20 protein-coding genes are annotated in these 23,054 nt (G+C 53.8%); 11 read left to right on the top strand and 9 right to left on the bottom strand.

Annotated features, from left to right (window positions below):
• The first annotated feature begins 106 nt into the window (after window positions 1–106).
• Window positions 107–2,452 carry a GGDEF domain-containing protein gene (locus FE845_RS08485; RefSeq protein WP_200363970.1) on the top strand — a complete coding sequence of 782 codons (2,346 nt, stop codon included), beginning with the start codon at window positions 107–109 and terminating at the stop codon, window positions 2,450–2,452.
• A 12-nt stretch (window positions 2,453–2,464) separates the two neighbouring features.
• Here the strand turns inward: FE845_RS08485 and FE845_RS08480 are convergent, their stop codons facing one another.
• Window positions 2,465–3,604, bottom strand: a complete 1,140-nt coding sequence (locus tag FE845_RS08480; RefSeq protein ID WP_200363424.1) for a transglycosylase SLT domain-containing protein — start codon at window positions 3,602–3,604, stop codon at window positions 2,465–2,467.
• Between the two features lie 52 nt (window positions 3,605–3,656).
• Between FE845_RS08480 and FE845_RS08475 the strand changes: the two genes are divergently transcribed.
• Window positions 3,657–5,159: an amidase gene (locus tag FE845_RS08475; RefSeq protein ID WP_200363422.1), complete on the top strand. Its 1,503-nt coding sequence runs from the start codon at window positions 3,657–3,659 to the stop codon at window positions 5,157–5,159.
• 111 nt (window positions 5,160–5,270) lie between these two features.
• The gene (locus tag FE845_RS08470; RefSeq protein WP_200363420.1) at window positions 5,271–5,918 is read left to right on the top strand and encodes a hypothetical protein; all 648 of its coding nucleotides are present in this window, start codon (window positions 5,271–5,273) and stop codon (window positions 5,916–5,918) included.
• A gap of 94 nt (window positions 5,919–6,012) precedes the next feature.
• On the opposite strand, the gene FE845_RS08465 is transcribed toward FE845_RS08470, so the two are convergent.
• Genes FE845_RS08465 through FE845_RS08450 form a run of 4 tightly spaced genes read right to left on the bottom strand, consistent with a single transcriptional unit; the run spans window position 6,013 to window position 10,051 of the window.
• On the bottom strand, window positions 6,013–7,125 hold the full coding sequence (locus FE845_RS08465; RefSeq protein ID WP_200363418.1) for a HupE/UreJ family protein: 1,113 nt from the start codon (window positions 7,123–7,125) through the stop codon (window positions 6,013–6,015).
• Window positions 7,125–8,339 carry a tetratricopeptide repeat protein gene (locus FE845_RS08460; RefSeq protein WP_227714193.1) on the bottom strand — a complete coding sequence of 405 codons (1,215 nt, stop codon included), beginning with the start codon at window positions 8,337–8,339 and terminating at the stop codon, window positions 7,125–7,127. Before FE845_RS08460 ends, FE845_RS08465 begins: the two co-directional genes overlap by 1 nt.
• Complete coding sequence (locus FE845_RS08455; RefSeq protein ID WP_227714192.1) at window positions 8,323–8,571, bottom strand: hypothetical protein; 249 nt, start codon at window positions 8,569–8,571, stop codon at window positions 8,323–8,325. Before FE845_RS08455 ends, FE845_RS08460 begins: the two co-directional genes overlap by 17 nt.
• Window positions 8,572–8,578: 7 nt before the next feature.
• Complete coding sequence (locus FE845_RS08450) at window positions 8,579–10,051, bottom strand: DUF4331 domain-containing protein (RefSeq protein ID WP_200363416.1); 1,473 nt, start codon at window positions 10,049–10,051, stop codon at window positions 8,579–8,581.
• A 151-nt stretch (window positions 10,052–10,202) separates the two neighbouring features.
• On the opposite strand from FE845_RS08450, the gene FE845_RS08445 reads away from it, so the two are divergent.
• The 5 genes from FE845_RS08445 to traT all read left to right on the top strand — a co-directional run bounded on the left by FE845_RS08445 (window position 10,203) and on the right by traT (window position 15,100).
• Window positions 10,203–11,312, top strand: a complete 1,110-nt coding sequence (locus tag FE845_RS08445) for a PLP-dependent cysteine synthase family protein (protein WP_200363414.1) — start codon at window positions 10,203–10,205, stop codon at window positions 11,310–11,312.
• An 80-nt stretch (window positions 11,313–11,392) separates the two neighbouring features.
• Entirely contained in the window at window positions 11,393–12,400 is a 1,008-nt protein-coding gene (locus tag FE845_RS08440) for a methionine ABC transporter ATP-binding protein (protein ID WP_200363411.1), read from the top strand.
• Complete coding sequence (locus tag FE845_RS08435; RefSeq protein ID WP_200363409.1) at window positions 12,400–13,065, top strand: methionine ABC transporter permease; 666 nt, start codon at window positions 12,400–12,402, stop codon at window positions 13,063–13,065. The genes FE845_RS08440 and FE845_RS08435 overlap by 1 nt, the downstream gene beginning before the upstream one ends.
• A gap of 230 nt (window positions 13,066–13,295) precedes the next feature.
• Window positions 13,296–14,078 (top strand): MetQ/NlpA family ABC transporter substrate-binding protein, encoded by a 783-nt coding sequence (locus FE845_RS08430; protein ID WP_200363406.1) that lies wholly within the window; start codon window positions 13,296–13,298, stop codon window positions 14,076–14,078.
• A gap of 197 nt (window positions 14,079–14,275) precedes the next feature.
• Window positions 14,276–15,100 carry a complement resistance protein TraT gene (traT, locus tag FE845_RS08425; RefSeq protein ID WP_200363404.1) on the top strand — a complete coding sequence of 275 codons (825 nt, stop codon included), beginning with the start codon at window positions 14,276–14,278 and terminating at the stop codon, window positions 15,098–15,100.
• Window positions 15,101–15,202: 102 nt separating this feature from the next.
• On the opposite strand, the gene FE845_RS08420 is transcribed toward traT, so the two are convergent.
• Both FE845_RS08420 and FE845_RS08415 read right to left on the bottom strand, forming a co-directional pair.
• Window positions 15,203–15,856 (bottom strand): peroxiredoxin, encoded by a 654-nt coding sequence (locus FE845_RS08420; protein WP_200363402.1) that lies wholly within the window; start codon window positions 15,854–15,856, stop codon window positions 15,203–15,205.
• 175 nt (window positions 15,857–16,031) lie between these two features.
• Window positions 16,032–17,393, bottom strand: a complete 1,362-nt coding sequence (locus FE845_RS08415) for an alanine/glycine:cation symporter family protein (RefSeq protein ID WP_200363399.1) — start codon at window positions 17,391–17,393, stop codon at window positions 16,032–16,034.
• 207 nt (window positions 17,394–17,600) lie between these two features.
• Between FE845_RS08415 and FE845_RS08410 the strand changes: the two genes are divergently transcribed.
• The gene (locus FE845_RS08410) at window positions 17,601–18,032 is read left to right on the top strand and encodes a CBS domain-containing protein (protein ID WP_200363397.1); all 432 of its coding nucleotides are present in this window, start codon (window positions 17,601–17,603) and stop codon (window positions 18,030–18,032) included.
• 105 nt (window positions 18,033–18,137) lie between these two features.
• Here FE845_RS08410 and FE845_RS08405 read toward each other — a convergent pair whose 3' ends face one another.
• Window positions 18,138–19,268, bottom strand: a complete 1,131-nt coding sequence (locus tag FE845_RS08405; protein WP_200363395.1) for an HD-GYP domain-containing protein — start codon at window positions 19,266–19,268, stop codon at window positions 18,138–18,140.
• 226 nt (window positions 19,269–19,494) lie between these two features.
• Between FE845_RS08405 and FE845_RS08400 the strand changes: the two genes are divergently transcribed.
• Entirely contained in the window at window positions 19,495–20,523 is a 1,029-nt protein-coding gene (locus FE845_RS08400; RefSeq protein ID WP_200363393.1) for a GGDEF domain-containing protein, read from the top strand.
• Here the strand turns inward: FE845_RS08400 and FE845_RS08395 are convergent.
• The gene (locus FE845_RS08395; protein WP_200363964.1) at window positions 20,512–21,918 is read right to left on the bottom strand and encodes an MATE family efflux transporter; all 1,407 of its coding nucleotides are present in this window, start codon (window positions 21,916–21,918) and stop codon (window positions 20,512–20,514) included. The genes FE845_RS08400 and FE845_RS08395 overlap by 12 nt on opposite strands.
• A gap of 182 nt (window positions 21,919–22,100) precedes the next feature.
• Here FE845_RS08395 and FE845_RS08390 point away from each other — a divergent pair, with 182 nt between their 5' ends.
• Window positions 22,101–22,973, top strand: coding sequence for a carboxylate/amino acid/amine transporter (locus FE845_RS08390; RefSeq protein ID WP_200363391.1), 873 nt, complete (start codon window positions 22,101–22,103; stop codon window positions 22,971–22,973).
• The last annotated feature ends 81 nt before the right edge of the window (window positions 22,974–23,054 follow it).

The following is a 23,054-nucleotide window of genomic DNA, read 5'->3' as shown; positions in this document are numbered from 1 at the left end:
ATTTGTGTCGCCATTGAGCCCAGTCTTCACGCATGATCTGATTCGACACCGGAGGCCGTACCATTAACACTCAATCCCTGCAGAACGGAGTAGCTCTGCTGTGCTGATGAGTCGTTGGCTGGGCAGCTTGGTGAACCGAGCCGTGCTTCTTGTGGTGGGTGTCGTCATTTTAACGGCTCTTCTGGTCGCGCTTGCAGGCTCGTTTCTTAGTAGGTCGGAACTTGAGCAACAGTCTGCAAATCAGGTGGAGACCATTGCGCGGCTGGTTTCTGGCGAATTGGATGACAAACTGTCACAGCGCTTGGAAGCGTTAAACCACGTCGCTCAGGGATTCACTATGAGCGAGGCAGCTTTCGAAGTGCGCGCAGGAATTTTGATGCGCCGGCAAACCGCATTGCAGCACCTGTTTGATGGTATTTACCTAATTGACGCGCAAGGTAAAGTCATTGCTGAGCACCCTAAGGAGCTGAAGATGGTTGGGACGGATATCAGCAATCGCTCCTACTTCCGTCGAATCTCCGTGCAGCTTACTCCACAGATTAGCGAACCCTACCGCTCACACTATCAAGGCAGGCCCGCTGTTATGGTGGCTGCTCCAGTGTTTGATCATCATCAGCGCTTTATTGGTATGCTCGGGGGTGCGATTTCACTAGCGGGTGAGCACCTTATAGAAGAACTCTCGAATATTCGCATAGGCAAAACCGGTTACCTAACTATCATAGCCCGCAATGGGATTGTACTGGCCAACGGCCGCACCGGAGAGGTTATGCAACCGGTAAGTGATAGCAATCCGGTGCTAAGTCGAGCTATGAGCGGATTTGAGGGGACAGCCAGAACCAGTAACGCCAAAGGTGAACGTATAATCCTGTCGGTTCAGCAAATGTCTGAGGTGCCTTGGTTTGTAGCCGCTGTTTGGCCCGCTCGCGAAGCTTATGCTCCCGCTACTCGCCTTAAAGATGCGTTTCTCTGGATATTGTTGGTTGTGATCTTGCTCGTTGTTCCGATGGCTATGTGGCGTTTCCGTCGTTTGATGGCGCCTTTAGGCGAACTTGGGCTGCAAGTGCATGAGCGCCACCTTGGTGTGCGCAATAAACCGGTGGGGGTTTCCGGGGGTTCGGAAATCAGTCAAGTGGCAGAAATATTCAATCTGGTCATGGATGAGCGTGAGGACGTTCTTAGTTCGTTGGCCGAGCGGGAAGCGTTTTTCCGATCACTCACCCGGGGCGCCCCTATCGGCATTGTGCAGGCAGATGTACTTGGCCGTATCGAGTTTGTGAATCCTGTGTTCGAGAGCATTATCGGCCTGAAATTGGCCGCGCTTAGCGGTACCCATTTATTCGATTGCATCGCAGACGATGACCGTGATGCGGTGATTGAAGGTTGGCAAAAAGCGCTTGAGGGACAGGTGGTATTTCGTGATCGCTTCCGTTTGCAGGGCTTGAATACAGGCGCACCGGTTTGGTGTCAGGTAATGACGGCGATTCTTGAAACGCCTGAAAAGGTCATGGGCACCGTTACGATTGTGCGGGATATTTCGCACGAATTGGAAGTTGAGGATGCACTGCGGGATGAGCGGCAGAGGGCAGAAAACATACTGGGAGTAATGCAAGACGGTGTTTTGATGGCCGATACCGGCGGAGCCATACGTTATGCGAACCAAGCGGCGGGCCGGTTTTTGGGCACTGGCGAGGACTATATTGGCTCAAATGTCTTTGAGTTGGTGGGAATTGAGCACGAAGATCAGGCGCTCACTCATGACTGGTTCCTTGCTCATGATGATCTCGACAGCCTGTACGTTACCCTTCGCAATCGCAGAGGCGATGCTTTCGATGTTGATCTCAGTATGATCCACATCCGACAGGGGCGGGAGAACGAACGGCTGGTGTTCGTATTCAGGGACGACGCTGAGCGTCGGCGCGAGGAAGAGAGGCTATCTTGGGAAGCAACCCACGACAGCCTAACGCAGCTAGTGAACCGTCGTGCATTCAATGCTTCGTTGGGTAAAGTGCTCGGTGAGTCGTCGCGGCAGGAAGCAAGCTCTGTGTTAATGCTGATCGACCTTGATCACTTTAAGCCTGTGAATGACGAAGGTGGACACCTGCTCGGTGATGAAATGCTTCGTCGTCTGTCCGACCTATTCAAAGAATCGGTGCGCCAGTCGGATACGGTGGCGAGATTAGGGGGGGATGAGTTTGGCATCATTCTGCCCGCTTGTGGTCTAAGTAGAGCCAAAACCCTTGCCGAACGTATTCGTGCAGGGGTTGAAGCGCTAGAAATTGAGCACGAAGGTCGCATGTTCGGAGTGACCGCGAGTATTGGTATGACCGAGTTGCTACCTGCAGACCGCGAACCCAAAGACGTGGTCGCCCGGGCTGATGAAGGCGCCTATCTTGCCAAGTCGCAAGGCCGAAACCGTGTTGTGGTTACGCCTGTGGGGGAGTCGAAGGAATAGCCAAAAGTAAGGTTATTTCCAAGCGCAAAATTCCTCGGGTTTAAGCGCTGGCGTTCGGCACAATGCCTCGGTTGCGAGCTGAACATCGGCAACATAATACAAAGAAGCGAGCCCCAGCCTATCTCGACCTAAATTGTGAAACACCATGCCAAACGCTATGTCGCCTGCGGTAAATCGCTCGTGGTTAGCGGCAAAGTATTCTGCAGGCTTGGCCAGTGTCTCGTTATCAAGGAGCGCCTGCACACGGCTTGCGCCACCGTGGTAGGCCTGTACCAATAGCAGCACAAAGAGTTCGTTACGCTTGGCTTCCGCTAGGTGGCCAAAACGCTTTTCGAACGCAGCTTGCAGGTTGCGGGCATTCTGGTGCATTAAGCGAAGTGCGCAATCAATCTGGGCCAGCCGGTGCCAATAGTTCTGTGGTTTGATCTGGCAGTCTTTCAACGCAGAAGGTGAGAGCTGAAGAATGCCCTTAGCGTTTGCGCGGGAATGGGCCCTCGCTTGCCCACCACTTTCAATTAAGATTTGCCCGGCCAGATATCGGGGTAAAACCTCCGGTAACGCGAAACGGTTTTGTTCGCTCCGGCGTTGCACAATGTAAAGCAGAGCATCATGGAGAGCGCCGGGCTGCTCGCGAGTTGCAAAAGAAAGGTCATCCCAAGCACCCCAAACTCTATCCTTTCCCCGGGCACCTAAATACCGGCCAACGGCAATGTCCAGATTCACGTGGGGCTGCTCACAGGCCAGGGCGAATGGGTAGCCTTTTGTATTGGCATCACCGGCAACCCACTCCTCGGTAAGGCCTTTCGCATGCAGTTCCTTCCGGGTATCGTTCAAGCGCTTTTGCGTCGCGGAACGATTGGTGCCGTTGCTTATCCAGCCTAAAAACTGCCCGCGCATATCGAACAGAATGTGGCGCTCTGGGCTTGAGCAGTAACCGGCTTCTTTCAATACCCAGCGGCGTATGGTGAGAATATTTGTGTAGACGCCCTGACTAACCCAGTAAGGCGAATTCCTTACAACGGCTGTCCAATCCGGAGTGTCCGTGCTGACAGTCTCGGTTTGGCTCTCTTCTGCCCACAGGGTCCCTTGCCTCAATGCGGTCAGGATGAAAATCAGTGCAAGCTGACGTAAGCTTGCGAATCTTAAGTTCATAAACGATGTATCCGTGGCATTCCGGTCATCACAATAACAAATGGACGCCTTTATGAAGCAATCTGAATATCTGCGTTACGACGCCACCGCGTTGGCTGACCTTATCCGCCGTGGCGATGTAACCTCCCGGGAAGTATGCGAGGCTGCGGTGGAACGAGCAACCGTTGTGAACGGCTCCCTCAACGCGATCTGCTTTCCCCAGTTTTCTGAGGCGCTGGCGCAGGAGTGCCCAAAGCACGGAACTTTTGCCGGTGTGCCTTTGCTTTTAAAAGACTTGTCTCAGGAACAGGCTGGAAAGCCCTGCACCTATGGTAGTCGCGGCTTTAAAAACTATATTGCGCCACAGGATTCCGAATTTGTACGCCGTGCCCGCGAGGGTGGGCTGGTGTTTTTGGGGCGCACAACAACACCGGAGTTTGGCCTAAAGGCTGTCACAGAGTCTGAATTATGGGGGGCTTCTCTGAACCCTTGGGACACTCAGGTCACACCAGGCGGCTCCAGTGGCGGCTCCGGTGCTGCAACTGCGGCTGGTGTTGTGCCGATGGCTGGCGCAAACGATGGTGGCGGCTCGATTCGTATACCCGCAGCCTATAACGGTCTCTTTGGGCTTAAACCATCTCGTGGGCGTATTTCCAGCGGGCCTTTGCTGGGTGAAGCCTGGACGGGAGCCTCTTCGGATCACGTGGTTACCCGAACAGTGCGTGATAGTGCCGCTATGTTAGACGTGCTAAGTGGCGCGGCCTCCGGCGATCCGTTCGTGATTCCCAAACCCGATGTTGCGTACGCGGATTTGATGCAACAGTCGCCGGGTAGCCTGAAAATAGGCGTGTTCACCGCATCGCCCTACGACACAGACGTGGCGCCCGAATGTATTGCGGCCGTTGAGGAAACTGCTCGGATTCTAGAAAACTTGGGCCACAAAGTTGAGTACGCTCGCCCGGAATTTGATGGTATGGCGTTGGCCCGCTGTTATCTTGGTCTGTATTTTGGCGAGGTGTCTGCAATGATGGCGAAAGCCAAAGAGCAGCTTGGCGCCACAAACAGCGATTTTGAACTGGATACCCGCCTACTGGGCATGCTGGGTAATACCATGCCGTTGTCTGATTATGTGCTTCGGCGCCAACAATGGAATGAGTTTGCCCGAGCGCTGGGTGCGTTTTTTAGCGGTTACGACCTTTACCTCTGCCCTACCGCCGGGCAAATGCCCGCCCGGATCGGTGAATTGGAGACACCTGCACATTTAAAAATGGCAGCAAAGCTGATGCTAACCCTCAAGGCCGGGAAAATGGTGCATCGCAGCGGTCAGGTGGATCAGATCGCGATAGAAAATCTGGCCCGCACACCGTTCACTCAGCTTGCCAACTTGACGGGAACGCCAGCCATGTCCGTGCCAGTACATTGGACTGTGGAGGGTATGCCGGTTGGTGTACAACTGGGTGCACCCCATGGCGATGAAGGTGTTCTGTTGCAGCTGGCAGCCCAGCTTGAAGAGGCTGCTCCGTGGTTTGGCTATTATGAAAGGTTGGAAAATGCCTTTCCAAAAGCGGGTTTGTGATCTGTTGCGTGAAACCCCACGTTTATCTTTATGCGCGTAACAAGCTATGCTGTGTGTCAGGGAGATCATCTTCCTGATACACCCTGATGGCATCGAGGAGGCGAGCGTATTATGAACCAACCGATGGCAATCGATGAACTGGTATCCGTTGCACAGGCTGAAGCCATGGGAGAGCTCGACGCTCCGATGATGGCGATCGTACTGGCTAACGAACAAAGCTATGACTTGCCCATCAACTCACTTGAAACCGATGCCGACAAGGCGCGCTGGGGATTGATTCTTCGCGCTGCCCGCGAGCATGTTGAGGCGGATGCCGTGGCGGTTTTATACCCTGCATGGACAACCATTCGTCAGAAAACGAAAGAAGCAGCAGACGATGATGGCGCCGAAGCCTTGGCTGAAGCGTCGGCGGATAATCTTGATGCCCCGTCAAAAGATAGCGCGGAGGACGAGACAAACGAACCGATAGACACTTTGTTTGTGCAACTGCACACGCGCGATCACGTGTACTGGCGTGGATTCGAACAAATCCGGGATCCCAAGCATCAGCGCATCATCGGCTTCCGTCGTATCAAAGCGCTGTCGACGGATTATAGGCGTGACGAAGAGCCTTCGATTGCGTCCTGGTTGAGCACACTGTTCGAACCCTTGCCTGAACATGGCGAGGCGTCAGACGTTGATCTTGAACTGGCGGATCTTTTGGAGGAGCCAGAAGTCAGTGCTGCGTTGTATCCGCGACAGTTGCGGGCGTTGCACTAGAAGACAGTTCTGAAAAGATAGTTCTGAAAAAACAGCTGTGAAACCTTGAATTGAAAAGCCGGGCAAGCGCCCGGCTCTTTTTTTGAGTGCTTCTTTAAATGGAACCTGCCCTTTCTGCTACCCACATCAAGCTGATGGAGCCTACACCCAAGAGAATCAAAGGCACGATAAACCGTTGATAGGCTTTTATGTGCGCCAAGGCATAGAGCAAGGGAAAGCCGATGAGCAATAGGCCCAGTTGCCCGAACTCCACTCCCAAATTGAACCCTGCAAGCGCAAGTGCCAAATTGGAGACACCTCCGGTCAGGTCGCCCAACACACTGGCAAAGCCGAAGCCATGTATCAGCCCGAACGCAAATGCCAACTTCCAGGTCTTTCGCCCCAAAAAAGGCCAAACCACGTTAAGTGCCGCCGCAGCGATGGAAAGCGCAATCACAGTTTCCACCCAGGCGATGGGGAGCTGAATAACATCCAACGCCGATAGTGCCAGAGTAATGGAGTGCGCCAGGGTAAAAGCGGTCACGATGCCCGCCAACTGCAGTAACCGCGATTTGAATGAGCGTGCTGTACCCTGACTGTTCTCTCGGCGGTTGATCAGCGTAGCCGGCAACACTAACACCAGCAGAAACAGCATGTGATCAAGCCCGATCAGTAAATGGACTATGCCTTCATACAGAAAAGTCCCGAAGGTGCTCCACGCTCCCACAGCACTTTCGGTGAGATCAACAACCGGTTTGTCGGGTGAGGCGACGGTGAGAGAGCGGGTCTCGCCTGATGTGATTTGAATCAGTCCACGATGCAGGCTGTCTGTATCAAACAATAAGGTGTATTCAACCTGTTCCGGGGGTTCGCCGTTAGGGCAGTCCACGCGATATTCAGTGGCCAAATAAGGGCCATCGCTGTGAGCGCTCAAGCCCCAAGTCAGTCCCCTGAGTTCGCAAGCAGTTTGCCCACTGGTCAGAGTTAGCGCGTTTTCAATTGCTTGTGTCGCGAGCGACCGCTGGGCGCGCAATTCCTGCACCGTGACCTTCAAATCGCCATTGGTATCCAAAGGCACCAGCAGGGCCAAATCCCGAAGGGCCACGTCGATTCGCACCTGAGAGGCATTCATATCCACGTAGAGAAAGCTGTCGCTGGCCTTGTGGGCGAATACCGTACTGGCGAAAGCTGCCATGACCAGCAACGCTAGAGTCTGTTTTATAGACATCACGACGCCTCCGGATAGCGGGCATCAGATTGGTTCTGCTGCTTTAGCCATTCTTGTATGCGGCTCAGTGCTGCCTTGTCTTGTGCAGCAAGCGCGGACCTGAGTGCCAAACGGGTATCCAGTGGCTCACGCTGTGTGTCCCAGTTGGCCATGGCGTGTTGAAGGGCATCCTTGGGCCGCTGTTCGATATCCAGTTCGAATCGGGATAAGTCACGCTGGTGCAACATAGACCCGCGCCACAGAGCTTCTTCAAATCGCTCTCTTAGCCGGGAGGCCAGTGCCGGAGCCTCAGGGTGGTTCAGGCGGCGCAAGGCAATGGCGCGTATAACGGCCAAATTATCCACGGCGTCATAGCCTTCGGTTACACCCAGCGCCTGATTGAGGTTTTCATTTTGTAGATACCAATCGGCCAGTTGCGCCCGAGTGTACAAGTCGTCCGGGTCCAGACTCAGCACCTGCTGCCAGTGCTTAGCTGCTGAATCCTTGCCGAGCTGTGCGGCGATGTCGCCTAGCGTACCCTGAGCCCAGAGGTAGCCCTGAATGTTAACCTTGCTCGCGGAGCGGGTTGTGGCCGCCAGCTCGGTGTAAGCGGCTTCGGCCGAGCCTGTACGAGCGGCCACTTGGGCGTGACAACTGGAGGCAATGAGCCCTGGGTGCTCGGTTCTCAATCGTTCACACAGAAGCTGTGCTCGATCGTATTGTCCCTGAACCAGCTCGATATTCGCTAAAGTCACCAAAGACTGTGTTCTCTGTGCCGGTGCATTAGAACGGTCGAGCACGGTTTGCAAATCCTTCCTCGCTGCGTCGAATCGGTGCATGCTCTGCGCCAGTGTGGCACGCAGTACCAGTAATGGGGCGTTCAGTTTCTGGCTGCCCAGTTGATTGAACACGCGTTCGGCATAACCCAGAAAGCGGGGGTCGCCGCTTCGCCTTGCTTCCGCGATCAACCGTTGAACCTCGCGAGCCATGGCTTTCTGTGACGCTGGAGCGCCAACCTTGGCCGGCGCAGACTCCGGCAGCGTTACCAGTACCGCGTCGTCATCAAAATCGCTTTGAATTGGGCTCGGGGCCGCCGTAACGGCAAAAGAGCACAGAACGCCGAGCAGACCAAGCCCAATCCAAAAAGCCCCTCCGCGCCGAAGCGCTGGGAGGGGGAAGGCCGGGCTCAAAGACGGATGAGCCCGGTGTGGGAGAGTTTTATCTGAGTAGATCATCGAAAGCCCTTGGGTCATCCTGATCATTGAAACTAAATGTGATGGCATTGATGTCTCTGGGCTCCCGGTTAAAATCCGGGTTATCAAATTCGCCTTTCACGAAGGTTTCGAAATCCAGTGACACATCGGGCAGTGGGTTCTGGCTGCTGTTATTGCTGGAGTCCGTGAAGCACCCCGACAATGCCAAAGCCATGAAGCCGAACCCGGCAAGCTGTATGGTCAGTTTCATCATTCGCTCCTTATGAATTAGGTGAGCCGGCCAGCGGATTCGCCAGATACGGGAACACGGCCTGCACTTCGCTCGGATCGAGTTGAACGCCATCGGTAAACGGTGCGTCCTTGTTTGGCGCGTCGCTTGTCAAAGCGCCCATAACGACCCGTAAAGCGGAATCGACCACATCGTCCACAGGGCGACGACCGTTCGGGAAGCCAGCGTTGTCGCCACCCAGAACACCCAGATCGTTTTGCATGGACGCAGGTGTCGCTGCAATGGTCGGGTTAAGGCGCAGCATTTCTGAGACTTGCACACCTACTGGCATGTTTACATCGGGTACACCGGTCAGGAAGGCGGTTACCAAATCTGTGCGCGGGAAATTATCCGGTGCGACAGCGCCTGCAGCGCCGAAGAGTATTTCTAGCAGTTCCGGCAGGGTTGGATGGGTTACGTAGGTGGCAAACTGGCCATCGTTCATGGGCTCGCTGGCGTTGAACAGGTCTTTATCCTTCAGGCCTATGACGACTTCATTTACCAGCGGCATACCAAGGCGAGATACCTGAGTCCAGGCGCCACCCTCTACTGTGGCGCCTTTGCCGCCCGCGATGGGTTCTGGATTGATAACGCGCGCCTGCCGCACACTGGCGGTGGTCCAAGCTCCGATGACTGGTTGGTCCGAGGCGGTTGCGGCGGTTCCCGTCAGGCATTCGGTGGGCACTTCCAGCGCAAACGAGGTCACGTTCTTGTCCGCAAGATCGCCTGCGCCTTCGCCGTCTCGTGCGCCGAGTGGGTTGGTGTTGACCAGATCGAAAATCTCGCCAAGGTTCACAGCAAAGGCTTCTTTGCGCTGCCCTACAAATACCTGACCGTTGGTGGCGCAGCCGGGGATGCCAATTTGAAAGATGTGCTGATTGGCGTAGGCTTCATAATCGGCAAACGATTTCCCACCAATGTTATCCAGAGGCTTGTCGAAGGTGCCTGTGCCGTCCGTGACATTGGTTGCCGTCTCGACGGTGCCTGTGCGGCGGTCACCACGAATCACAGAAACCGTGTATTTCTGACTGAGCTGAACATTGGCGCTGTTGCTGGCATCGCCAATATTTTTTAGGGGAACAGAGACCATTTTTTGGTCGCCTTCGGGGCCGACGGGTAGCTGAATGTCGTTCAGAGTGCTGGAAAACTGGAAGCGGAACGTCAGGTCTTCCTGAGCGTTACCGCTGTTGTCGATGTGGATTTCATACACTGCGTCTTCGTCCAGATCGAAATAGTTAGGCCCGCCATACGCATCCTGCAGAGGCAGGTAATTCGCGATCAGCGTGACGAAATTGTCGCGGCCGGCTTCGTAACTGCGAAACATGTAGAAATCGGTCCCATCGACTTTGGGTACCTCAGTGATAAAGGGGGCTTCGCGATGGCTGGATGCGTTTGCTGAGCCAGCACTGATACAGAGCCCGGCAACCGCAATGGCGAGGCCGGAGCGCTTCAGAAAAGTTTTCATTCCGTATTCCTCTTCTATTGTTGGTCTTGCAAAAGAAGAAACGAGGCGGGAGTGGGAAAAGTTTCAGGTTCTCTCAATTTTTTTAATAGGACGCCTTTGTGGGCTACTCTTGAGCAGCGCACTCCGATGATAACCGTCAGGATCAATAATCATGTCGAATCACGCCCAGTGGCTGTCCGATGCCATCGCCCGAATTGATGCGGACTTCAATCGATCTTCAGACACCCACCTGATCAAACTGGATCTGCCCGGGCTGCAGAACATCGATATTTATCTTAAAGATGAATCAACTCATCCCACGGGCAGTCTCAAGCATCGGTTGGCTCGTTCGCTTTTTCTATTCGGGCTCTGTAATGGTTGGATTACGCAGAGTACTCCCGTCATTGAAGCGTCTAGCGGCTCCACGGCGGTGTCTGAGGCGTATTTTGCCAAGCTTCTGGGGTTACGGTTTATAGCAGTGATGCCCAGAACCACATCGGCCCAAAAAATCGCCAAGATTGAATTTTATGGCGGTGAATGCCATCTGGTTGAGAACGGTAGCGAGATCTATACCGAATCGCAGCGGCTGGCTCGTGAGCTGGGCGGTCACTATATGGACCAATTCACTTACGCTGAGCGAGCGACGGACTGGCGTGGCAACAACAATATTGCCGAAAGCATTTTCCAACAGTTGCAGCGGGAGCCGCACCCCACGCCCCGCTGGATCGTTGTCAGCGCAGGTACGGGAGGCACTTCCTCAACCATAGGGCGCTATATCCGCTATGGCGGACACCTCGCACGTGGCTGTGAGCTGTGTGTGGCCGACCCTGAAAACTCTGTGTTTTATGAGGCTTTTGCCAGCGGCCGCTCAGACATAACAGGCCAGTGTGGCTCTCGTATTGAGGGTATTGGCCGCCCAAGGGTGGAGCCCTCCTTTAACCCCGCGGTGATTGACCGCATGGTGCGCGTGCCGGATGCAGCCAGTTTTGCTGCGTTGCGTTATCTCGAACGTCATCTAGGTCGGCGTTGCGGCGGGTCTACCGGTACCAATCTGATCGCGACACTGAGTTTGGCCAGCCAGATGCAAAAAACTGGCGAGAAAGGCTCGGTTGTAACGCTTCTGTGTGACGGCGGCGATCGCTACATCGACACCTATTTTAACCCCGGTTGGATTGCCCATCATGGTCTGGATTTAACCGATTGGGAAAGTGCACTGGATGACTTCGATCGCACCGGGGTGTTTGAGCCGGATCTTCAGGTCGCGCAGTTGCGCACGTTGTAGTGGTAATTTGCGGGTTCGGGTTTGGCCGGTGAATAGGCTATAATCGCCCGCTTTATTCCTGCACCCACAAGGCGCTGATCGTGATTGTATTTGACCAGGTACAGAAGTCGTATCAGGTGGACGGCCGGGCGATCCCCGCCCTGCACCCGACTGATATGACCATTGAAACCGGCGAGGTGTTCGGTATTGTTGGGCATTCCGGGGCGGGAAAATCCACTCTGGTGCGTCTGATCAATCTGCTGGAACCGCCGACCGGTGGCGATATTCTAATTGATGGCGAGAATATTACCCGCTACAACGCGGCTGAGTTGCGCGCCTTTCGCCGCAAAGTCGGTATGATCTTCCAGCACTTCAACCTGCTCTCCTCAAAAACAGTATCGGATAATATCGCCTTCCCTATGAAGTTGGCGGGTATCTATTCCAAAACAGAAATCCGAGAACGAGTGCAGGAACTGTTGGCCCGGGTCAGCCTTACCGACCATGCCACCAAGTACCCGTCCCAGCTTTCCGGTGGTCAGAAGCAGCGTGTGGGCATTGCTCGGGCACTGGCCTGCAGACCAACAATATTGCTGTGCGACGAAGCCACCAGCGCCCTCGACCCGCAAACCACCCAGTCGGTGCTGCGCCTACTGGCGGAAATCAACAAAGAGCTCGGGCTTACTATCGTACTCATCACCCATGAAATGGACGTGGTGCGCCGTGTGTGTGACAGGGTTGCCGTTATGGACGCCGGGCGTGTTGTGGAAATGGGTGCTGTAAGCGATGTGTTCCTGCATCCGAAACACCCCACTACCCGGGATTTCGTGTTTGAGAGCGAAAGTATCGACAGCGAGGAGATGCAGGAAGACCTGCAAAAGGCCAACGGACGCATTCTGCGCCTCACCTTTAAGGGAGAAGCCACTTACCAACCCCTGCTGGGTAGTGTGGCCCGGGCATCAGGTGTGGATTTCAGTATTCTTTCCGGCCGAATCGACCATATCAAAGACACGCCATATGGCCAGTTGACCCTTTCGTTGATAGGTGGCGATCTTGAACTCGCCATGAGTGCGCTGGAAGGGGCCGATGTTCACGTGGAGGTGGTGCTCTGATGGAAGCTTTACTGAGTAACGTGGACTGGCCAGAAATCGGTATAGCCAGTTGGGATACCCTAGTAATGGTAGGCATGTCGCTGCTGTTCAGCGTATTGGCAGGCCTACCCATTGGTGTTTTGCTGTTCCTGACCGGTAAACGGCAGTTATTGGAACAACCTGTGGCCTACGCTGTGCTGTCGTTCGTCGTGAACGTTCTGCGTTCCGTGCCGTTCATTATCCTGCTGATTGTAATGATCCCCTTCACCGTGATGCTGATCGGCACCTCGCTGGGTGTGGCAGGCGCCATACCACCTTTGGTTGCGGGCGGTGCGCCCTTCTTTGCGCGGTTGGTGGAAACCTCCCTGCGAGAAGTTGACCGAGGCATTATCGAAGCCACACAGGCCATGGGTGCCAACGTGCGCCAGATCATCTTCGGCGCCTTGCTGCCCGAAGCCCTTCCGGGCATCATCGCTGGCATTACGGTCACAGCGATCACCCTAGTGTCCTACGCGGCCATGTCTGGCGTAATCGGTGGTGGTGGCTTGGGTGATTTGGCCATTCGTTTTGGCTACCAGCGCTTTCAGACCGATGTGATGGTGATTACCGTGGCACTGCTGGTGATCTTTGTACAAGTGCTGCAAATGGCCGGTGATCGTCTGGTTCTGTATTTTAGCCGTAAGTAGGTTTTTAAATTCTGAGTTAGCCTGCGATGGCATAACCCTCAGAAGACACGTCAAACGAGCCCGAGCGATGGGGTGCTCCCCGAAAACGTGGAGCGCCAAGGATGGCGCGACCGAGCCCTACATGGACGTATCTACGGGCGCTTTTCGGGGAGCACCCCATCGCTCGGGCGGGACGTCGCGAACAATTCTGCTTTTATCAAAGTAAAAACCACGAACAGGAGAGTGTGTTTATGAACTTCAAAAAAGCTCTGGTAGCACTGGCTGCCGCATCCGTTTTCTCAGCCGCAGTTTCAGCCGAGAAGCTGTCCGTAGCCGCAACCCCCGTACCCCATGCTGAACTGCTGGAATTTGTAAAACCACAGCTGGCGGAACAGGGTGTAGAACTGGACGTAAAAGTCTTCACAGACTACATTCAGCCCAATATCCAGGTAGACCAGAAGCGAATGGACGCCAACTTTTTCCAACACCAGCCGTACTTGGATGAATTCAACGACGGTCGTGGTACCAGCCTAGTCACTGTTGCGGGCATCCACGTTGAGCCGTTTGGTGCCTACTCCAATAAGATCGACTCATTGGATGAACTGAAAGAAGGTGCAGTTGTTGCTATCCCCAACGACCCTACCAACGGCGGCCGTGCACTGTTGCTGCTGCAAAAAGCCGGACTTATCACCCTAAAAGAAGGCAGCAAGATCACCGCCACCCCGCGTGACATTGCCGATAACCCGAAAGACCTTGATTTCAAGGAACTGGAAGCAGCAACCCTGCCCCGGATTCTGGGCCAAGTAGATGTAGCGCTGATCAACACCAATTACGCCTTAGAAGCTGGCCTTAATCCTTCTGAAGATGCGCTGATCATTGAAGGCTCCGAATCGCCTTATGTAAACATCCTGGTTGCGCGCCCAGATAACAAAGACAGCGAAGCCATGCAAAAGCTGGCGAAAGCACTGAAGTCTGATTCAGTTCGCGACTTCATCAAAGAAAAGTACGAAGGTGCTGTCGTTCCCGCATTCTAATCAGTGCCCGGCGAATGCCGGGCGTTGTTTCCCCGCCTCCGGTTTCATTGTTTTCGTAAAAATGCGTAACCGCTGAGTTGTATGTAGAGAATTTAATGTTTATCTTTGGCGTCAGGTGGATTAAGAAAATCTCAGCCTGAGCTTTGCTGGCAGACATAGCTGGCGTATTTTTTGGTCATTTGTTTAGGGATAGAATTATGACGAACATCAGATTTGCAATTGTACTGCTTGCAGCGGTTGTTATGGCCTCGGGCTGTACAGCTGTTTCCAGGCAGCTGGGTAGTATTACTGCCAATAAATACGCGGATGCGCGAAGCGGCACCCTGTGGGTTGTACCACCTCCTCAGTTAGAGCCGCCCGCTGCTTCTGACAGAAACGTTTATATTTCTTATCGAAATATTTCCGACAGCGACATTGATCTGCGCGAACTTCTTCGCGAATCTGCGAGAGAGCAAGGTTGGAACGTTGTAAACGATCCCAGTTCAGCAAAATATCGCCTGCGCGCATCTACCCGATTCTTTGGTGAGGTTGAGCCCGAGTCCGGTGGCGCTGGTGCTGCAAGGACAATGGGTCTTATTTCTGGTGCCGCAGTGGGTGTAGGTACCGGCTACGGAATAGCCCGGGCAACCGATAGCGGCGTAGCCGGAGCAGTGGGTGGCGTGGCTGCTGGTGGTCTGGTAGGCATTGGCATTAGCAATGCATCCCGTCCTCGTGAGTGGGCATTGATTATTGATGTGGTGCTGGAAGTGCGTCAAAACCAACAAGTCACGTTTGAGTTGGCTACCGATTCTGGCAGTGGAACGTCAGACAGCGCCGGTTCTGGAAATGCCAGAATGATCTCTGGTGGTGGAACGTCTCAGGGCAACACCAGCTCTGCAACGGCCACGCGCAAGAGCAATTATTTCCCGCATGGCATTCGCTTGTCGGTCTGGGCTAACCAGATGAACATGACGGAAGAAGAAGCTCTACCTGAGATTGAAAAGCGCACTGAGCGGGTTGTCACTCAGATGCTGCCGATGTAATTGTAATGTAAGAGTTTTAAGCAATAAAAAAGGCCGGGAAGCTATGCTCCCCGGCCTTTTTTTATTCACTGCTTCTTAACATCCAGTAATTGGAGTTGGTGATTAATCACCGCTCCAGTTAGCGGTAGGGTCTGGCGTCATCCGTAGGTAGGATTTCACCTTCTTGTAGCCTTTAGGGAAGCGTTGCTTGATTTCGTCCTCATCCTGAAGCGATGGCACGATCACTACATCACCGCCGCGTACCCAGTTACCGGGGGTGGCGACTTTGTGATCGTCAGTCAGCTGCAGGGAGTCGATTACCCGGAGAACTTCGTTGAAGTTGCGGCCGGTGCTGGCTGGGTAGGTGATGATCAGACGAACTTTTTTGTTCGGATCAATCACGAACAGCGAGCGCACGGTAAGAGTGCTGTCGGCGTTGGGGTGAATCATGTCGTACAGCTCGGCCACTTTACCGTCGTGGTCTGCGATAATCGGGAAGTTCACCGAGCAGCCTTGGGTTTCGTTGATGTCTTTGATCCACTCATGATGGGAATCGACAGGGTCAACGCTCAGTGCAATCGCTTTCACGTTGCGCTTTGCAAACTCTTCTTTCAATTTCGCGGTTAGGCCAAGTTCCGTTGTGCACACTGGTGTGAAGTCTGCAGGGTGGGAGAAAAGAACACCCCAACCATCACCCAGCCATTCGTGGAACGAAATCTTGCCCTCACTAGAGTCCTGTTCGAAATCCGGTGCGGTATCTCCTAAACGTAAGCTCATATTCGCTCTCCTTTTGATACGACATCTCTTGGTTTTGTTTGCTATCCCGGCAGGCGGGCTACCGGAGTTGATTCACTGAGTGTATACGACAATCATTGGTGCCGAGTAACAGGATTGCAAGGGGCAGTTGACCCAGCTCATTCTGCAGGGTCAACAACCAAGCCTCGGCTATCTGTTATAAGCCCACAGCTTTTTCCCGCTCGAAATGCTCTTTGGTCAGCCTGAACACGACTGGACTAAGTAACAGAAGGGCGATCAGGTTGGGCAGAGCCATCATGGCGTTGAGCGTGTCTGCTATCAGCCATATCAAGCCAAGATTCACAGTCGCACCCAGCGGTATAGCAATGATCCAGGCTATCCGGTAAGGCACTATGGCCTTTACACCGAACAGAAACTCGACGCTGCGCTCACCGTAAAATGACCAGCCAAGCAGCGTGGTAAAGGCAAAAATTGCTAGGGCGATGGCCACCACATAATCGCCAACACCCGGCAATGCCTGAGCAAAGGCCATAGATGTGAGCTCTGCGCCTGACTCGCCGGATGTCCAAGCGCCGGAGGTAATGATAACCAGCCCGGTGATCGTGCAAATAATGATGGTGTCGATGAACGTGCCCAGCATGGCAACCATGCCCTGATTGATCGGGTTCTTGGTTTGCGCAGCCGCGTGGGCAATGGGCGCCGAACCCAAACCGGCCTCGTTGGAGAACACACCGCGGGCGACACCAAAGCGAATGGCGGCCCAGACTGCAGCACCCGCAAAGCCGCCCTCTGCAGCAATGGGGCTGAAGGCATGTTCGAAGATCAAGCCAAACGCGGCAGGGATTTCTGCGTAGTTAATGGCCAGAACAATCAGGCCGGCAACCAGATAGGACAATGCCATCAAAGGAACCAGAGCGCTGGCTACCTGACCTATGCGACGAATACCGCCAATCAGTACCAGACCTACAAGCACCATCAGAATAACGCCCGAGATCCAGTGGGGAAGGCCAAATGTGGCTTCCATAACATCTGCAACCGAGTTGGCCTGTACCGTGTTACCAATGCCAAAACCCGCTATGGCGGCGAAAATAGCGAAGAGAACGCCTAGCCAGGCCCATTTTTTGCCAAGGCCGTTGCGGATGTAATACATGGGGCCGCCAACGTGGACGCCGCGTTCATCGACCTCACGAAAGCGCACAGCTAGAACCGCTTCGGAGTACTTGGTCGCCATACCCACTAACGCGGTCAGCCACATCCAGAACAAGGCGCCAGGGCCGCCAAGGAAAATAGCTGTTGCCACGCCAGCAATATTCCCTGTGCCGACAGTGGCTGCAAGGGCGGTCATCAAGGCCTGAAAAGGAGGTATCTCGCCGTCTGACTCGGCACCTGAAGAACTGCGGCCTTTCCACATTAGGCGAAGGCCTGCGCCAATCTGGAGTACAGGCATGAGTTTCAGGCCAAGGCTCAAAAATAGCCCAACACCCAGAATCAGCACCAGCATGGGCGGCCCCCAGACCAACCCGTTAATTGCACCAACGACGCTTTCAATGGCTTCCATGGGGCCTCCTTGTGAATGCCATGGCTTGATATTGTAGTTTTACCCGCAAGGGTTATAACTGATTGAGTTTAGTCAGTTATTGGCGTGTGTAAACTGATAGGCGGGGAAAATTGAGGATTAGGCGCCTATTGCCTATGTTTATAGTTAGAGTAGAGGGACAAGAACAGTTTATGCTGCTGGAATATCCAACGATGCGAGGAGTTAGCCATGTGTGCCCTTAGAGTTTCCAATGTTATGTCTAATCATATTGAGCCTATCCGCTGTGGAACACCTTTGACTGAAGTGGTTAAGGCATTGTTGGAGAACCATATTTCCGGCCTGCCCGTTGTTGACGCAGATCGGCGCTTGTTAGGTTTTGTGTCCGAGCAGGACTGTATTCACGCACTGTTGGTAAGCAACTACCACTGTGAGGGAGATCCGATTGTTGACGATGTTATGTTCCACGAGCCCTTGTCTATTTCGCCTGGTTTGGCGATTGTCGACTTGGCCCAGCAGCTCGGCTCGGGCAAACCGAAGGTGTACCCTGTGGTCGAACACGGCAAACTCATCGGCATAGTGACGCGTACGGCAGTGCTTGCGGAGCTTGCCCGTATCGGCTGTGGGCTCGAGCTTTCGAAGCACACAAGCGCCGACGATTGATCAACCCGCTATTGCTTTATCGCTTCGTTTATTGATGAGCACCTGCGTCATCTTGCCAAGACGTTGGGCCTGAGCTGAGGTTAACCAAACTCGGGGTGTTTTCGGTTAGTCCGAAAAGCCCCAAATTTGGCTGAAGTTCATGGAGGGCATCATGTCTGGCTCTTCCACTGCCTGAATGTTGAAATCGGGCACACTTGTGTCGCGCTGCGGGGGAATGTCATACCGTTCGCCCGCAGAGTCGAAAACCACATGCACAAAGGGCCCGCTGGCGCGTACCGGCCTGCCGGTTATGACACCTACTTCGTTATTTTCCAGACGCACGAGAGTGCCCGGTGGGTATTCCCCTAGAACCAGAAGCAAGGCTTTAGGGATAGCTGGCCGAAAGCCGCCGTCTGCCAGATTGGTGATCAGTTTGCGTGCCGCTGTTACGTTCATTCGTTTGCGGTAAGCCCGTTTCGTGATCATGGCAACGTAGCGTTCAGCCAGAGCAAGAATTTCAGCTTCCGGTCGGATATCTGCGCCGCTCAGGCCAGCCGGATAACCGCTTCCGTCTGCCTGTTCATGGTGTTGCGCAATGATGGTAAGTAATAACTTATTGTCAACGCCCACTGCTCTTAGTGCGCGGATACTCCGCTGTGGGTGTTTGCGAATAACGCTTCTTTGCTCGTCGCTGAGCACTTTATTGAAAGCGTTGAGCTTATCTGCAACCGGCACCAGTGCAAGATTTGCGCTAAGGGCCGCTTCGGTCAGTATCGAGGTGCGCTGTTCATTGAGGCCAAACTGCCGTGCGATGAGTTGGCAGAGAATGGCGTAAAAAATTATTTGCTCGTGGATGGTCGGTCCAACCGAGTATAGGTGCACAAGGGCGAGGCTTGAATCTGGCGCAAGCGTACACGCTTGTTCCAGAGCCTGAGCCAGATCCTGCAGTTGTTTACGGGCTTCGGGGTTACCGGCAGCGATACTGGCCAGTGCCTTTTCTAAAGCGTGAAGATAGTCCGGGTAGCGGGCAAACGGATTGCTATCGGCCTCGTTACTGGCCGCATCTTCGTCCTCTGGCGGCAATTCAATGACCCGTGGTTTGAAGTACCCGCGCTCAAACAACTGTTCAAGCTGTGATTCGGTTTGGATCACATAACCCTGACACAGCAGCACCTTGCCATCGGTATCGTGTACATCCCACGGTAACGGGCGGCCTATAGTGAGTGCACCTGGGGCTATTCGAACGAATTCACTCAAAATCCAATTGATTCCTGTCGAGCATGTCGGGCTTTAATCACGTTATGGATATAGTAAAGGTAATCGATTTGTAAGGGCTACCCGACCAAGGCCAGATTAGCCGAAAAACGGCATCTTTTATGACACTTTAAGGTCATTTTGTTAAAAAACGTAGGTTCTGGCGCTAATTACTCGACACTAGATTATGCTTATGAGGATAACTCTGCCTGACAGGAAGGCGTCAAGCATGCTGAAGCGCTTAAAAACCGACTTTCGATTGTCGATTATCACTATTTTGGGTGCCAGCGCGTTACTCGGCATCACCCCTTTTGCCGTTATGCGGTTTTTTCAGGGCAATTATGTTGCGGGGTTTGTAGATACCACCATCCTGTTGATCGTTTCCGGCGGTATGGCGTATGCCTGGGTAACCGGGGATACGCGACGCAGTGGAATGGTTCTCGCGGTTGTAGCCTGCTCTGGCGCCGTTGCAGTAGCGGCGGTTGTTGGTGAGGTTGGGCTGTTCTGGTTATACCCCTGTTTGGTGACTGCTTTTTTCCTTGTGAGCCCTCGGGTTGCCACCCTTTTGAATGTCAGCTCAATTGCCGCCATGATGGTTCAAGGTGATGCTTTTAGAAGTGACGTCCAGATGTGGACTTTTGTAGCAACCGCTTTGGTTGTAAGCGCCACGGCTTACGCTTTTGCCCTTCGTAGTGATAATCAGCGCGAGCGATTAGAGCATTTGGCGACTATTGATCCTTTGACCGGCGTTAAAAACCGGCGCTCTATGGATGAGGAACTTAACGAGGCAGCGGCCCACGCAGAGCGCACAGGCTTACCCTATGCATTGGTAATGCTGGATATAGATCACTTCAAGAAGGTGAACGACGAGTTTGGGCATGCGGCCGGAGATCTCATTCTTGTTGATCTGGTAACACTGGTGCAACAGCACACCCGCAAATACGACCAGTTGTTCCGCTTTGGTGGCGAAGAGTTTGTGTTATTGCTGCCGGGCGTGGATGGCGAGGGGCTGTTATCGGTAATGAATAACCTTCAGCATGTCTTGCGGAAAAAAATGAAGCATTCAGGCGGTGCAATTACTGCCTCGTTTGGAGTCGCGTTGCTCAAACACGGCGAGAGTGTGGAGAGCTGGCTTGAGCGAGCCGATGCCGCTCTTTACGAGGCCAAGGAGACGGGCCGGGATCGGGTTATATTCTCGGACACCATGCCCACTTATGACTCTGACCAACCTTCTGACAAACCTGAACTAACCACCTAGCGTTTCGTCGGCGGCTGTTGGCTGATAACGAAACAGCCGCCAACCCAGAAGCAAGCTTGCAGACGCCAGACCACCCGTCAGCCCCACCCAAAAACCTGCAGCGCCCATGGCAGGTGCTAACACGTCGGTAAACGTCAGCACATACCCCAGCGGCAATCCCACGCCCCAAAAAGAAAACAGCATGATCAGCATGGGAATGCCCGTATCCTTGTAGCCCCGTAGAGCGCTGATGCAAGTGACTTGAATAACATCCGCCACCTGAAAAAATGCCGCAAACATCAGCAGCCTTATAGTAACGGCTTGAACCTCTGCATCACTGGTATACAAAGCAGAAATTCCACGCGAGAAAACAAACAGAAGAATAGCGAACACCAGCGCGGTCGCAGAAGCCAGAATCAGTGAGCTGCGGGAAATAAGGCGGGCCGTATCCGGTGCGCCAGCGCCAATAAGAAAGCTGACACGCAAGGTGAGCGCCATGCCAATGCTCAAGGGCAACATGAACAGCAGAGAGACCACGTTCAGTGCAATTTGGTGCCCGGCCACAACAATAGGCCCAAGCGGTGCAAGAAATAGTGCAATCACCGAGAACATACTGGCTTCTACAAAAATGGTGAAGCCAATGGGAATACCGATGCTCAGGATGTAGCGAATCAGGGGAACATTGGGTTTTGCCCAGTCTGCAATAAGGTGGAACTTTTTGTAAAGTTGGCTTCGGCTTAGATAGGTCAGCAGAGCAATTGCGGCAACCCCGTTGGAAATCGACGTAGCCCAGCCACAGCCAATACCGCCCATGACGGGCAGCCCGAGCTTGCCGTATATGAAGATATAGTTCATCGGCAGGTTAATCAGCGTACTCAGCACCGAAAACGCCATAATCACGCGGGTGTGCCCCAGCCCGTCTGTTAGTCCGCGAAGGGCCGTCATTAGCAGCAGCGCTGGAATGCCCCATGCAAAGGCGTTCAGATAGCCTTGGGTGATGCGCGCGGTGTTGGCTTCGAGGTTCAGGCCTTCAAGAACCGGGTGCACGTTGGTGAGCAGCAAAATCATGATGATGGCGCCCACACCGGCAATGTATAAACCCTGCCAAGTAGCGGGCATTATTTTTGAGGGTGTGCGGGCACCGTTGTAGCCGGAAATAATTGGCTGAAGAGCGCCAAGCATGCCCATGAAAAACAAGAATAACGGCATCCAAAGGCTGCTACCTATGCCCACACCCGCCAGATCTTCTGCGCTGGCATGGCCAGCCATCACCGTATCGATAACCCCGTTGGCCATCTGAGCAATCTGGGCAATCAGGATTGGCCCGCCGAGTATGGCCAGAGTTTTCCACTCTGTCAGGGTTCGCGAGATGAGGGGTTTGCGAACTTCCGGCAATGGTTGGTCGGCTTCATCCATAGAGTGTCGGTCCGAGGTGCTAGAACGTGCTGAAGCCATTCGGTATTCATGGCTGATTTTGGGGCGAGATATCCTACCTGATTGCGCCAGCGCCCGTCATAGGGAGTTGCCACGAAAACACGCTGAAACCCGCTTTAAAACCCGTTAAAGTACATGTCCAATTCATTCGGGTAGCAGTCAATATGGGTCTTCTGGTTTTTGTAACGGTACTCTGGGCCTTCTCTTTCAGCTTGATTGGCGAATTTCTCGCCGGGCAAGTAGATAGCGATTTCGCGGTACTCAGCCGGGTGTTACTGGCAACGCTGATTTTCCTGCCTTTTACACGTTGGCGCGGTGTGCCTGGCGGGCTGCGGCTCGGTGTTCTGGTAACCGGAATGCTGCAATTTGGCGTTACGTATCTGTGCCTGTACCGCTCCTTCAGTTATTTAACCGTGCCAGAAGTGTTGCTGTTCACCATATTTACGCCTCTCTACGTAACCCTGATAGACGACGCGTTGTTCCGGCGGTTCTCTCCCGTGGCTCTGGTCGCCGCCGCCATTGCGACATTCGGTGCCGGTATCATCCGCTATGATGGCCTCAGTGAAGATTTTATTACGGGCTTCTTATTGCTACAGGTTGCCAACTTTACCTTTGCCGCTGGCCAAGTGGGCTACAAGCACGTTATGCAGCGCTACCCGGTGGACATCCCTGCGTACCGTACCTTCGGTTACTTTTTTATAGGTGCGCTGATCATCGCTCTACCGTCTTTTATGATATTCGGCAATGCCGAACGCTTGCCCACAACCGCGCTGCAGTGGGGAATTCTCTCGTGGCTGGGGCTGGCGGCATCGGGGCTTGGCCTGTTTCTTTGGAATCGTGGCGCCTGTAAAGTGGATGCTGGCACGCTAGCCATCATGAATAACGTGCTGGTCCCAGCTGGCCTACTGGTCAATCTATTGATTTGGAATCGTGATGCCGACCTTCTCAAGCTCGCCATCGGCGGAGGCATTATTGCGTTCTCGCTCTGGGTGAACGCTCGCCTCCACCCCCGTGCGCGCCTTGCCGGGGCAACGTAATGCGAGGCAGCGTGCCTTGTTGAATAAGATCGTTCAGATAAATCCTGTTACTCAGTTTTACTTTTGATGAATATCAATCGA

It is taken from the genome of Marinobacter sp. 1-4A (assembly GCF_016597725.1).
In the GTDB taxonomy this organism is placed as follows: domain Bacteria; phylum Pseudomonadota; class Gammaproteobacteria; order Pseudomonadales; family Oleiphilaceae; genus Marinobacter.
This window is presented reverse-complemented; position numbering and strand designations above follow the sequence as displayed.

Excerpts from the sequence above, each read along its gene's own strand:
- FE845_RS08485 (WP_200363970.1), top strand. The coding sequence starts at position 107 with ATGAGTCGTTGGCTGGGCAGCTTGGTGAACCGAGCCGTGCTTCTTGTG.
- FE845_RS08480 (WP_200363424.1), bottom strand. The coding sequence starts at position 3,604 with ATGAACTTAAGATTCGCAAGCTTACGTCAGCTTGCACTGATTTTCATC.
- FE845_RS08475 (WP_200363422.1), top strand. The coding sequence starts at position 3,657 with ATGAAGCAATCTGAATATCTGCGTTACGACGCCACCGCGTTGGCTGAC.
- FE845_RS08470 (WP_200363420.1), top strand. The coding sequence starts at position 5,271 with ATGAACCAACCGATGGCAATCGATGAACTGGTATCCGTTGCACAGGCT.
- FE845_RS08465 (WP_200363418.1), bottom strand. The coding sequence starts at position 7,125 with ATGTCTATAAAACAGACTCTAGCGTTGCTGGTCATGGCAGCTTTCGCC.
- FE845_RS08460 (WP_227714193.1), bottom strand. The coding sequence starts at position 8,339 with ATGATCTACTCAGATAAAACTCTCCCACACCGGGCTCATCCGTCTTTG.
- FE845_RS08455 (WP_227714192.1), bottom strand. The coding sequence starts at position 8,571 with ATGATGAAACTGACCATACAGCTTGCCGGGTTCGGCTTCATGGCTTTG.
- FE845_RS08450 (WP_200363416.1), bottom strand. The coding sequence starts at position 10,051 with ATGAAAACTTTTCTGAAGCGCTCCGGCCTCGCCATTGCGGTTGCCGGG.
- FE845_RS08445 (WP_200363414.1), top strand. The coding sequence starts at position 10,203 with ATGTCGAATCACGCCCAGTGGCTGTCCGATGCCATCGCCCGAATTGAT.
- FE845_RS08435 (WP_200363409.1), top strand. The coding sequence starts at position 12,400 with ATGGAAGCTTTACTGAGTAACGTGGACTGGCCAGAAATCGGTATAGCC.
- FE845_RS08430 (WP_200363406.1), top strand. The coding sequence starts at position 13,296 with ATGAACTTCAAAAAAGCTCTGGTAGCACTGGCTGCCGCATCCGTTTTC.
- traT (WP_200363404.1), top strand. The coding sequence starts at position 14,276 with ATGACGAACATCAGATTTGCAATTGTACTGCTTGCAGCGGTTGTTATG.
- FE845_RS08420 (WP_200363402.1), bottom strand. The coding sequence starts at position 15,856 with ATGAGCTTACGTTTAGGAGATACCGCACCGGATTTCGAACAGGACTCT.
- FE845_RS08415 (WP_200363399.1), bottom strand. The coding sequence starts at position 17,393 with ATGGAAGCCATTGAAAGCGTCGTTGGTGCAATTAACGGGTTGGTCTGG.
- FE845_RS08410 (WP_200363397.1), top strand. The coding sequence starts at position 17,601 with ATGTGTGCCCTTAGAGTTTCCAATGTTATGTCTAATCATATTGAGCCT.
- FE845_RS08400 (WP_200363393.1), top strand. The coding sequence starts at position 19,495 with ATGCTGAAGCGCTTAAAAACCGACTTTCGATTGTCGATTATCACTATT.
- FE845_RS08395 (WP_200363964.1), bottom strand. The coding sequence starts at position 21,918 with ATGGATGAAGCCGACCAACCATTGCCGGAAGTTCGCAAACCCCTCATC.
- FE845_RS08390 (WP_200363391.1), top strand. The coding sequence starts at position 22,101 with ATGGGTCTTCTGGTTTTTGTAACGGTACTCTGGGCCTTCTCTTTCAGC.